Source organism: Ferrovibrio terrae (assembly GCF_943372915.1).
Lineage (GTDB): Bacteria > Pseudomonadota > Alphaproteobacteria > Ferrovibrionales > Ferrovibrionaceae > Ferrovibrio > Ferrovibrio terrae_A.
In genome coordinates, this window is the sequence record NZ_CALSAN010000008.1 from 63888 (window position 1) to 75966 (window position 12079).

Here is a 12079-nt window from a genome sequence, read left to right on the forward strand (position 1 = left end):
TATTGTCCCAACACAACGGGCGGCCTCCTGCAGCATCGTAGAGGTAAGCATGGTCGTACCGTCCGTCAATGCGCCCTGCTCGCCCTGGTAGCGTTAATGACCGCCTCCTGCGGGAAGGGCGCCTGGTTCCAGTCGGAAGAAGGCCCCGGCACCATTAACTATCTGGCCAATTTCCGCGGCGGCGTGGCCGCCGACGAGCCCCGTGCCGCCATGGTGGCCCGCGATATCCTGCAAAATGGCGGCAGCGCTGCCGATGCCGTGGTGGCGGCTGCACTGGCCTATGCCGTCACCTACCCCTCGGGCGCCGGCCTGGGCGGCGGCGGCGTCTGTGTCGCCAGCAATGCCGTCACCAAGAAAGCGGAAACCATCGAATTCCCGGCCATAGCGCCGACGGCAGGCGGCCCGGTCGCCATCCCGGCAATGGTACGGGGGCTGGGCCTGCTGCAGAGCAAATACGGTCGCCTGCGCTGGGAAGCCGTGGTCACGCCGGCCGAGCAACTGGCGCGCTTTGGCGAGGCGGCCAGCCGCGCCTTCGTGCAGGCCGCGGTCGAGACGCAGCCGCCGGTCACCGACAGCCCGGCCCTGCGCACCATCTTTGGCACCCGCAGCGGCATGGTGCCGCAGGAAGGCGAAACGCGCACCCAGCTCAGCCTCGCTGGCGTGCTGGCACGGCTGCGCATGGGCGGCCCCAACGAACTGTATCAGGGCAATCTGGCGCAGCTGCTGCTGGCCGATATCGCAGCCACCGGTGGCAAGGTGACAGCCGAGGAACTCAGCGGCTATGCCGCCGCCATCAACAAGCCGATCGAGGTGCCGTTCGACAACGCGGTCACCATCTATGCCGCAAACACGCCGGCTGGCGGCGCTGTGGCCGCCTGGCTGCTGGAGCAGACCTATGACGGCGGCAGCTTCTTCCGCAACTCCAACCTGTTCGGCAGCGGCAGTGGTAGCGCCGTGCGCGGCGACAAATTTGCCGCCAGCCTGGGCCAGGCCTATCGCAGCGATCCCAACACCCTGCCGATGAACAGCTTCGGCTCCAGCAGCGTCGCGGCGATGGACAGCCGCGGTGGCGCCGCAGCCTGTGCCTTCAGCATGGGGCTGTCATATGGCTCCCGCCTGGTCGGTCGTGAGACCGGCATCCTGTTTGCCGCACCGCCGGGTCTTGGCGGCGACGAAACGCCGTATCTTACCGCCGTGGTCGGCTTCGTGCCGCGCACCAGCCAGTCCTTCTTCGCCGTGGCCGGCAGCGGTGGCGCACCGAGCGCCTCCGCCGTGGCCTATAGTGTGCTGCAGGTGGCGCTGGGCAAGACGAAAACCGATCCCGCCGCGCCCGCGCTGGACATGCCGCGCCTATTCCAGGCCAATCCGCAATCGACCCTGCTGGTCGAGCCGGGCACCGATCCGGCGCTGTACAAGGAGATGCAGCAGCGCGGCGTCACGGTGAACGAGATCGGCCGGCTTGGTCGCGTCAACCTCACCTATTGCAGCGGCGGACTGCCGCGCGATCCGGCCACCTGCAGCTTCGCCACCGACCGGCGCGGCTACGGCCTCGCCTTTGGCCGCAATTACTGACGCCGCCATGATGCCGAAGCCTTCGCGACGGGGCGCCATCGACCCTTTCTTCGTCATGGAAGTGATGAAGGCCGCCGCATCGCGCGAGGCCGCCGGCGGCGATGTGATTCATATGGAGGTCGGCCAACCCTCCACGCCGGCACCGCGCAAGGCCATCGAAGCCGCAACGGAGGCGATGCAGCGCGATCCGCTCGGCTACACGCTGGCGCTCGGGATTCCCGAGTTGCGTGCGGCGATCGCGCGGCATTACAGGAGCTATTACGGCCTCGATGTGCCGGCAGAACGGATCGTCGTCACCACCGGCTCATCGGCGGGTTTCCAGCTGGCGTTTCTCTCGGCCTTTGATGCCGGCGACAAGGTCGCGCTGGGCGAGCCGGCCTATCCGGCCTATCGCAACATCCTGAAGGCGCTCGACCTCAATCCGGCGATGATCGTCACCGAGCCGGAGACCCGCTTCCAGCCGACACCGGATCTGATCAACGCGCAGGCGCCGGATGCCAGGGGTGTGCTGGTGGCGAGCCCGGCCAATCCGACCGGCACCATGCTGGGCGATGCCGAAATGAAGGCCCTGGTGGATGACTGCGCCGCGAACGGCCGCTGGCTGATCGTCGACGAGATCTATCACGGCATCACGTATAACGGCCGCGCGCAGTCGGTGCTGGCGCTGACCGACCAGGCCATCGTGATCAACAGCTTCAGCAAATACTTCTCGATGACCGGCTGGCGGCTTGGCTGGATGGTGGTGCCCGAGGCCCTGCTGCGGCCGATCGAATGCCTGACGCAGAATTTCTACATCTCGGCACCCGGCATCAGCCAGGTGGCCGGCGTCGCCGCACTCGACTCATATGAAGAACTTGAAGCCAATGTGGCGCGCTATGCGAAGAACCGCGAGATCCTGCTGAACGAATTGCCCAAGGCTGGATTTGATCGCCTGGCCCCGGCCGATGGCGCATTTTATCTCTATGCCGATATCAGCCGCTTCACCAACGATGCGAACGACTTCTGCAAGCGCATGCTGGCCGAAACCGGCATCGCGGCGACGCCGGGCTTCGATTTCGACCGCGGCCGCGGCCATTACTTCATGCGCTATTCCTTTGCCGGCAGCACCGAGCGCATGATCGAGGCAGCAAAGCGGCTGAAGGGCTGGGTGAAATAGGCGTCAGGCGGCGCCGTCGAGGCGAAACGCCACGAACTCGCCTTCGAAACGCCCGCCGAGGATTTCACCACACTGCACCACCGACTGCGCCACGATGCGGGCGCGGCCCTTGCGCCGAAGCATCTTTATAAACAGCGGCCAGGCGGCAGGATCGGCCAGCGTTGCCGTGGCGGTGAAGTCGCTTTCGATCGGTGCGTCGTAATCCATGTGGTTGGACTGGATCACCAGCCGGGTGCGCAGTCCTTCGGCATTCAGACGCAGATTGACCAGCGACCAGGCCGACAGGATCGCCAGCGTCGAGACGCTGCCGCCAAAGGCCGTGCTGCGATGATTGATGTTAGGCGCCAGCGGCGCGCCAAGCGTTACGGCCTCGAACGAGGCCGATATGACCGAAACCTGCATCGCCGCCGAGAGCGGGATATGGTTGTGCAGATAGGCTTCGAGCGCGGGCGCTGACTCGGCGGTCATCGACCAGCCGTCTGGCTACGCCGTCGCGTCCAGCGCCTTGGCCATATGCACCAGCTCGCGACCTTCGTAGGTCTCCGAACCGGTCTCGGCATAGCCAAGATGGGCATAGAGCTTGCGGTTCTCGGTGAACAGCGCGTTGGTGTAGAGCCGCACCTCGCTGAAGCCGCGGTCCAGCGCCTGCGTCTCGGCGAAATCGAGCAGGCGACGGCCAAGACCGGTACCCTGCTGGGTCGGATCGACCGCCACGCTCCAGATCAGCAGATGATCGGCGGCGGTGCGCAGCACCAGCGCACCGGCCAGGCCGTCTTCGACGCCATCGACCACCCAAACCTCGTAGGCCTGCAGCAGGCCGGCGGCGGTTTCCGCCATCGGCTGCGGTTCGGCGCCGATCAGGGGCACGTATTTGACATAGGCGCGCTTCTGCAAGGCACCCAGCCGCGCCTCGTCTTTCGACGTGGCGCGGCGGATTGGCGGTTCGATCATCGGTGCGCTCAACGGCGCCACCAGCCCTTTTTCGGGGCTGGCGCATCGGCAGCCGTATCGGCAGTGCCATCGGGCGCAATCACCGTGGTTGCGAAAACCGGACCGGTGCTGATGGGTGCAGCCGGGGCCGGGGCGACGGGCGGCGGCACGGGAGCCGCAGCCGCGGGCTGCTCGATCACGGGCGGCGCCGCAACCGGCGGTTCCTCAACCGGCTTGAGGGCTTCCGGCGCATGGGCAATCGGCTTAGCCGGGGCCTGCGCAGGCTCTTCATCGCCGAAATCGAAATCGGGCACGCCATCCAGCATGGCGCCGATCGCTGCCGGCGTCATCGCACTGACGTTATTGTCGTAGCTGTCATCGCGACGCGGGCGATCCTCGCGTGGCGCCCGCTCGGCACGCGGTTGGCGCTCGCCGGTGCGTTCACCGCCCTCGCTGCCGTCTTCACGGCCACGCCGGCGGCGACCGCCGCGACGGCCACGGCGACGGCGACGGCCTTCGCCATCCTGGCCTTCACCCTGGGCTTCGCCATCGCGCGCCTCGGTCGACGGTTCGCCGGCCTCGTCATCGCCAGACTCATCGGCAATATCGTCGCCAGCTGTGCCGGCCTCGGCATCGCCGCCTTCAGAGGCTTCAGCCCCTTCGGCGCTGACGCCATCTTCACGGCCGCCCTCTTCACGACCACGACCGCCACGACGGCGACGGCGACGGCGGCGACGGCGGGCATCGCCTTCGGCGCCCTCTTCCGTGCCGTTGCCGGCTTCGGTCGTGGCTTCGGTTTCGCTGTCGCCCTCTTCCGCTGCGTCGCCATCTTCGGCATCGCTGGCATAGGCGCTTTCCTGCGTGATCGGGCGCATCGGGTCGAGCTTGACCGGTGCCTCGGGACGATTCACCTCGCCCGGCTGACGCGTCTTGCTGCGCTCGATGCGGAAGTCCGGCGGCACCAGGCTGGGATCGGCGGCCAGGATCACGCGCATGATGTAGCGGCGTTCCATGTCGCCGATGCGATCACGCTTGTGATTGAGCAGATAGAGCGCCACTTCCGCCGACATCGCCACGGTGATCTCGGCCGAACGGTCGCGGATGCCCTCTTCCTCGATGGCGCGCAGCACGGTGAGCGCCGTCGATTCAATCGAGCGGACATAGCCACGGCCCTGGCAATGCGGGCAGGGCATGGTCGAGCTTTCCAGCAGGCTGGGGCGCAGGCGCTGGCGCGACATCTCAAGCAGGCCGAAGCCGGAGATGCGGCCGACCTGGATGCGCGCGCGGTCGTTGCGCAGGCATTCCTTCAGCTTCTGCTCCACCTTGCGGATGTTGCGGTTCTCTTCCATGTCGATGAAATCGATCACGACGAGGCCGGCAAGATCGCGCAGGCGCAACTGGCGGGCGACCTCTTCGGCCGCCTCCAGATTGGTCTTGTACGCCGTCTCTTCGATATTGTGCTCGCGGGTCGACTTGCCCGAGTTCACGTCAATGGAGACCAGCGCTTCGGTGGGGTTGATGACGATGTAACCGCCCGAGCGCAGCTGCACGGTGGGCGAGAACATGGCATCGAGCTGCTGTTCGACCTGGTAACGGGTGAACAGCGGAATCTTGTCCTGATACTGCTTCACGTTGTCGGCGTGATTGGGCATCAGCATCTGCATGAAGTCATGCGCGAAGCGATAGCCTTCCTCGCCTTCCACGATCACTTCGTCGATCTGATCCGAATAGAGATCGCGGATCGAGCGCTTGATCAGGCCGGCCTCTTCATAGATCAGGGCCGGAGCCGAGGATTCCAGCGTGCGCTCGCGGATGCTGTCCCAACTGCGCAGCAGGTATTCGAAGTCGCGCTTGATCTCCGGCTTGGAGCGTTCCATGCCGGCGGTGCGCACGATCACGCCCATGCCGTCCTGGATATCCAGCTCCGCCGTGATCGCCTTCAGACGCTTGCGGTCTGCCTGCGACTGGATCTTGCGCGAGATGCCGCCACCACGGGCGGTATTGGGCATCAGCACGCAATAGCGGCCGGCGAGCGACAGATAGGTGGTGAGGGCTGCGCCCTTGTTGCCGCGTTCTTCCTTGACCACCTGCACCAGCATGATCTGGCGGCGCTTGATGACTTCCTGGATCTTGTAGCGGCGGAAGACATTGGTGCGGCGGCGGCGCGCACGACTTTCATCGCCGTCATCGCCCTTGCCGCCGTTTTCCTCGCCACCCTTGGCTTCATCAGAATGGGCTTCATCGGCATGGGCTTCATCGGCGCCATGCTCATGATGATCGTGATCGTGGTGATCGTGGTCGTCGCCATTTTCGGCAGGTGCCGTGATGGTGGGAATCGGCGCCGCAACATGCGGCACGTTCCAGTAGGCTGGCTGGCCGTTCGATTCAGTCGCGGCTTCAACCGGCGCTTCGACGGCAGGCGCCGGTGCAGCAACGGTTTCTTCCTGTTCGGCGCGCGCAGACACGGGCGCCGCTTCGGCAACCGCTTCGGCAGCAGCAGCGGTTTCAGCAGCCGGCGCTTCGGCGGCGGCGTCCGAGGTCACCGGTTCTGCCGTGATCTCTTCGACCGTGTCGTAATCGCCTTCGACGATCTCGACCCCGGCGTCACCGTTACCATCATGCTCGGCATCGCCCGCAGACGACGACCCGGCATTGCGGCGCGCGGCACGGGCTTCCTCGGCGGCCAGCTCAGCTTCCTCGGCTTCGGCGGCACGCGCCTCTTCCTCGGCCTGCTGTGCCAGCAGGGCCTGCCGGTCGGCAATCGGAATCTGGTAGTAATCCGGATGGATTTCGCTGAAGGCCAGGAAGCCGTGGCGGTTGCCGCCATATTCGACAAAGGCCGCCTGCAACGAGGGCTCCACGCGGGTGACCCGCGCAAGATAGATGTTGCCCTTGTTTACCTGCTTGGTGGAGGTCTCGTAATCGAACTCTTCGAGCCGAGTACCCTTCACGACCACAACCCGGGTTTCCTCCGGATGGGTCGCATCAATCAACATACGCATGCCCATGAGGCACTATTCCTGCGGCACGGCACCGCCCGCGCGAATAACAGACGGCGGCGCGCCTTTGCTGTCGGAGCTGACTGCGGCCGGATCGGCCCGACACGATCCCGAGAGAGGGTGCCGGTAATGATCCTGGTGACCGGTGAGTGGGCGCTTCATCAGCAGGTTGTCTTGTGAGGACAGTTGCTGAGCGCGCCGCGGCGCCGGTCTGCCGAGCCTCCGTTCGATCCTAGCCTGGTATTAGGCTGGGGCCGAAACGGGCGCCCCGAAGGTTTAATCTCATCCGTGGTGTCTTGAGCGCCACTTTGGGGGCCGTTTCGCGCCAGGTCGCCTCCTTCGGGCTGAACTCTGGATGATTGCGGTCGGGCTCACCGTCGTTACGCCGATCCGCCGCCTCCGGGCCGGCTGGCCTTGAAGGATTGTAAGTCCTTGTCGGGCAAGCATTTGGCTGGACGGTCGGGTCTGACTCGGATATTCGCATTTGCATGCTACGCTTTGCCGGGCCATACCCACAAGGTCTTTCTTGCCGCGGCGCGGTGAAGCTTCGGGGGATTTTTTATTAAACATCTGATTTTATTAATTTTTATGATTGCAATCGGTGCCGGGGTCGTGATCCCGGCGCAGGCCGAACCTTTGCGCGTGACCCACCTGCAGCTCGGCCTGAATGCCGGCCTGACGCGATTGGTGGTCGAGGGGTCCGGCCCGCTGGACGCCGCCATGGCCGCCAGCGCCGACGGGCTGGGCCTGCAACTGAGCCTGCCAAGCACGCGCTGGGCCGCCCCGGCACCGGAGGTGACCGCTGGCGGCCTGGTCGGTGCCCTGGGCCTGCCGGTGACCGGCCCGGACGGGCAGCTGAATATCGCCATCGACCTGATCGAGCCGGCGGTGGTGGAACGGGCCTTCCGGCTTGGCCCCCAGGGGGTACGCGGCCATCGGCTGGTGATCGACCTGCGCCCGGCCGAACCCAATGCCTTTGCCGCCGCCTTTGCCGCGCCCGTGCATCTGCCGCTGGATACCGCCGTCGATATCGCGCCGCCGCCCACCGCCACGGCCGGCGAGCGCCGCCGCCTGATCGTGCTGGATGCCGGTCATGGTGGCCAGGACCCCGGCGCCATCAGTGCCTCGGGCCGCTACGAGAAGGAAATCACGCTGAACGTCGCAAAGGCTGTGGCCCAGCGCCTGCGCGCCACCGGGCGCTATCGCGTGCTGCTGACGCGCGAGAGCGACCGCTTCATCCGGCTGTCGGAGCGCGTGGCACTGGCACGCAGCAAGGAAGCCGACCTGTTCCTGTCCATCCATGCCGACAGCCTGTCATCCGACCGCGCCACCCGCGGCGCCAGCGTGTATACCCGCGCCGAGGCCGCCAGCGATACCGAGGCCGAGGCGCTGGCGCTGCGCGAGAACCGCGCCGACCAGCTGAGCGATACGGCCAGTGCCGGCGACCTTGATGACGTGGTGTCGATCCTGCTCGACCTGGCCTCGCGCGATACGGCAAAACTGTCGAGCCGCTTTGCCGGCCTGCTGACGGCGGCGATGGGCGAGACCACACCGCTGCGGCGCAACGCGCTGCGGGCGGCCAATTTCCGCGTGCTGTCGGCACCGGATGTGCCCTCGGCCCTGCTGGAACTGGGCTATCTGTCGAACCCCGCCGACGAGGCCCTGCTGTTCTCGGAGTCCGGCCGCGACCGCCTGGCCGCCGCCGTGGTGGGCGCCATCGACCGGTTTTTCGGCGTCGAGCCGCGCTGAACAGCCCCTAACTATCGGGCAGGACTGCCGTATCCACGCCACAATCTTGTGGCTATACAGACTGGCCGTTCGGGGGTACCTCTACGGCCAAAATACGCCCTAATGCCCCGGGGAAGCTGACCTCCCATGCGCCTGTTGTCGCGTTTCTTCTTCCTGCTGTTCCTCGCCGTGCTGGCGGTCCTCGGCGCTGGTGCCGCCGGCCTGGCCGGCCTGTGGTATTACGGCAGCGACCTGCCCGACTATCAGCAGCTGGCGAAATACGAACCGCCGGTGACCACCCGCCTGCATGCCGGCGATGGCCGCCTGATCGCCGAGTATTCGCGCGAGCGCCGCCTGTTCGTGCCGATCGAGGCGATCCCCAAGCCGGTGATCCAGGCCTTCCTTTCGGCCGAAGACAAGAATTTCTATGAACACAGCGGCATCGACCCGCTGGGCATCGTGCGCGCCGTGGTGCAGAACATCGCCAACCTGGCACAGAGCCGCCGACCGGTCGGCGCATCCACCATCACCCAGCAGGTGGCGAAGAATTTCCTGCTCGGCAACGAGGTCTCGATCGGCCGCAAGGCGAAGGAAGCCATCCTCGCCTTCCGCATCGAGAAAGCCTTCAGCAAGGACAAGATCCTTGAGCTGTATCTGAACGAGATCTATCTGGGCTCGGGCGCTTATGGCGTCGCCGCTGCGGCCCTGGTCTATTTCGACAAGTCGCTCTACGACCTGACACTGCCCGAAGCCGCGTATCTCGCGGCCCTGCCCAAGGCGCCCAGCAACTATCATCCGGTGCGCCATCTGGATCGCGCCAAGGCACGGCGCGACTGGGTGATCGAGCGCCTGCAGGAAGATGGCGTCATCACCGTGGAGCAGGCGCGCGCCGCCATTGCCGCACCGCTGGTGGCCCTGGCGCGGCCGGAATCGGAACTGGCCCGTGCAGACTGGTTCGCCGAAGAAGTGCGCCGCGAACTGGCGCAGCGGCTGGGCGAGAAAGGCCTTTATGAAGGCGGCTTAAGCGTTCGTACCACCATGGACCCGAAGCTGCAGAGCATCGGCGAGCGCGTGTTGCGTGACGGACTGGAAGCCTATGACCGCCGCGCCGGCGGCTGGCGCGGCCCGCTGGCCAAGCTGCAGCCCAACTCGGACTGGCGCACGCAGTTGAGCGCGATGCCACCCTTTGTCGGCATCCTGCCGCCCTGGCGCGTCGCCGCCGTGCTGAGCGTGGAATCTGATAGCGCCAGCATCGGCTTTGCCGATGGCAGCAAGGCCGTGCTGCCGCAGGCCGGCCTGCGCTGGGCGCGCAAGAAACTGGGCCCCGATCATTTCGGCCCGGTGCCGCGCACGCCCGCCGAGGTGATTGCCGTGGGCGATGTGATCGCGGTGACCGCGATCAATCCGGCCAAGCCGCAGGACGGCTATGCCCTGCGGCAGATTCCCGAAATCGGCGGCGGCCTGGTGGCGATGGACCCGCATACCGGCCGCGTGCTGGCGCTGGTGGGTGGCTATGACTTCAAGCTGAGCCAGTTCAACCGCGCGACCCAGGCCAATCGCCAGCCCGGCTCGGCCTTCAAGCCGTTTGTCTATGCTGCAGCACTCGACAACGGCTTCACGCCATCCTCGCTGGTGCTGGATGCGCCATTCGTGATGGACCAGGGCCCGGGCCTGCCGCTGTGGAAACCGGGCAACTATTCCGACCAGTTCTATGGCCCCTCCACCCTGCGCGTCGGCGTCGAGAAATCGCGCAACCTGATGACGGTGCGTCTGGCCCAGGCCATCGGCATGGAAAAGGTGGTGGATTACGCCAAGCGCTTTGGCGTGATCGACAACATGCAGCCGGTGCTGTCGATGTCGCTGGGGGCTGGCGAAACCACGCTGATGAAAATGACCACCGCCTATTCCGAATTCGTCAATGGCGGCCGGAAAATCACGCCCACCCTGATCGACCGCATCCAGAACCGCAACGGCACCACCATCTATCGCCATGATAAGCGCGCCTGCCCCGACTGCCTGGTCACCACCGGCTGGAACCAGCAGAGCGAACCCGCCCTGCCCGATCCGCGGCCGCAGGTGATCGATGCCGTCACCGCCTATCAGATCACCTCGATCCTGGAAGGCGTTGTGCAGCGTGGCACCGGCATCCGCATCCGCGAGCTGGGCAAGCCGCTGGCTGGCAAGACCGGCACCACCAACGACAGCATGGACACCTGGTTCATGGGCTTCAGTCCCGATCTGGCTGTCGGCGTTTTCATCGGCTACGACACACCGAAAGACATGGGCAAGCGTGAGACCGGCTCGTCGGTCGCGGTGCCGGTCTTCCGCGCCTTCATGGCCGAGGCGCTGCAGGGTAAATCCAATATCCAGTTCCGTGTACCGCCCGGCGTGCGGCTGGTGCGCGTGCAGGCCGAGACCGGGGAGCTGGCGCGGCCGGGCGACCGCAACGTGATCTTGGAAGCCTTCCGGCCCGGCTCGGAGCCGCAGCTGGGCGAGCGCAGCCGGGTGCTGGATGGTTCGATGTCGGACGAGCGCGACAGCATCTCCGGCGTCGGCGCCTCGGCTGGTTCGGCGCCTATCTCGGGCACTGGCGGGCTTTACTAAACCCTTGGAAAGACAGGCCGCTTGACAGTCTGAGGCGGCCTCTTTATACGCTGCTTCGCGTGGGCGGTTAGCTCAGCGGTAGAGCACAGCATTCACATTGCTGGGGCCACTGGTTCAATCCCAGTACCGCCCACCATTTCCTCAGACATCCGAAATTTACGGCTGGTCTGCCACAGCGGCCAGATACAGCTCATAGGCCTTGCGCGCGCGCGGGCCCGGCTTGCCATCGCCGATCACGCGGCCATCGATGCGCGTCACCGGCGTGACGCCGCCCAGCGTGCCGGTGACAAAGGCCTCATCGGCGGCATAGACCTGCGCCAGGGTGAAATCGCATTCGCGCGCCACGCCACCGGCCGCCGCCCAGGCCTGCAGCACGCTGCCCTGGGTGATGCCGCGGAAGCTCCAGCCCGGCGTCGAGGTCCACAATTCATCGCCGCGCAGGATGAAGAAATTCGTCGAGTTGCAGCTGGCGACGAAGCCGCGCGGATCGAGCATCAGCGCTTCGTCGGCACCGGCATTGATCGCCTGGATCAGAGCCTGGATCAGGTTGAGCCGGCTGTGCGAGTTGAGCCGCAGGTCGAAGACATCGGGACTGCTGGTGCGGAAGGTGGAGGTGAACAGCGACAGGCCGCGCTGCCAGGCTTCCGGCTTCGGTGTCTTGTATTCCGCCACGATGACAACCGTGGCGCCACCGATGACAAAGCGCGGGTCCTGGTTCGGCGTCTTCTTGGTACCGCGCGTCACCATCAAGCGGATATGCGCGCCGTCCTGCATGTTGTTGCGCTTCAGCGTTTCCAGCAGCGCGGCACGGATGCCGTCCCGCCCCAGATCGATAGTCAGCGCAATCGAACCGGCGCCCTCGAACAGGCGATCCAGATGCTTCTCCAGGCTGATCAGCTTGCCGTTGACAAGGCGCAGTCCTTCCCAGACGCCGTCGCCCAGCACGAAGCCGCTGTCGAAGATCGAGACTCGCGCCTGGTCGCGGCGCACGAATTCGCCGTTAACATAGACCAGCACATCATTGTTGCGGGGATCGTCGACGTAGCCCTGGGCGCTGTGACTGGATGCTGTGGTCATTTTGAAAATCCGA

Annotated in this window: 8 protein-coding genes and 1 tRNA gene; 5 read left to right on the forward strand and 4 right to left on the reverse strand. The window is 65.8% G+C overall.

Annotated features, from left to right (window positions below):
• The first annotated feature begins 96 nt into the window (after positions 1-96).
• Both AAG821_RS07650 and AAG821_RS07655 read left to right on the forward strand, forming a co-directional pair.
• Complete coding sequence (locus tag AAG821_RS07650) at positions 97-1572, forward strand: gamma-glutamyltransferase (RefSeq protein ID WP_341913347.1); 1476 nt, start codon at positions 97-99, stop codon at positions 1570-1572.
• Between the two features lie 7 nt (positions 1573-1579).
• A complete protein-coding gene (locus AAG821_RS07655) occupies positions 1580-2728 on the forward strand; it encodes a pyridoxal phosphate-dependent aminotransferase (RefSeq protein ID WP_341913349.1) in 1149 nt (382 codons plus the stop codon).
• 3 nt (positions 2729-2731) lie between these two features.
• Here AAG821_RS07655 and AAG821_RS07660 read toward each other — a convergent pair whose 3' ends face one another.
• From AAG821_RS07660 to AAG821_RS07670, 3 genes are read right to left on the reverse strand one after another with little or no spacing between them, the layout of a single operon-like run.
• Positions 2732-3196: a YiiD C-terminal domain-containing protein gene (locus AAG821_RS07660; RefSeq protein ID WP_341913351.1), complete on the reverse strand. Its 465-nt coding sequence runs from the start codon at positions 3194-3196 to the stop codon at positions 2732-2734.
• Between the two features lie 15 nt (positions 3197-3211).
• Entirely contained in the window at positions 3212-3679 is a 468-nt protein-coding gene (locus tag AAG821_RS07665; protein WP_341913352.1) for a GNAT family N-acetyltransferase, read from the reverse strand.
• Positions 3680-3687: 8 nt separating this feature from the next.
• Entirely contained in the window at positions 3688-6666 is a 2979-nt protein-coding gene (locus tag AAG821_RS07670; protein ID WP_341913353.1) for an Rne/Rng family ribonuclease, read from the reverse strand.
• 579 nt (positions 6667-7245) lie between these two features.
• On the opposite strand from AAG821_RS07670, the gene AAG821_RS07675 reads away from it, so the two are divergent.
• From AAG821_RS07675 to AAG821_RS07685, 3 genes are all read left to right on the forward strand, one after another.
• On the forward strand, positions 7246-8406 hold the full coding sequence (locus tag AAG821_RS07675; RefSeq protein ID WP_341912352.1) for an N-acetylmuramoyl-L-alanine amidase: 1161 nt from the start codon (positions 7246-7248) through the stop codon (positions 8404-8406).
• A gap of 126 nt (positions 8407-8532) precedes the next feature.
• Entirely contained in the window at positions 8533-10989 is a 2457-nt protein-coding gene (locus AAG821_RS07680) for a penicillin-binding protein 1A (RefSeq protein ID WP_341912350.1), read from the forward strand.
• Between the two features lie 61 nt (positions 10990-11050).
• Positions 11051-11125, forward strand: a tRNA-Val gene (locus AAG821_RS07685).
• 20 nt (positions 11126-11145) lie between these two features.
• Here the strand turns inward: AAG821_RS07685 and AAG821_RS07690 are convergent.
• Positions 11146-12066, reverse strand: a complete 921-nt coding sequence (locus AAG821_RS07690; RefSeq protein ID WP_341912348.1) for an aminotransferase class IV — start codon at positions 12064-12066, stop codon at positions 11146-11148.
• Between the last annotated feature and the right edge of the window lie 13 nt (positions 12067-12079).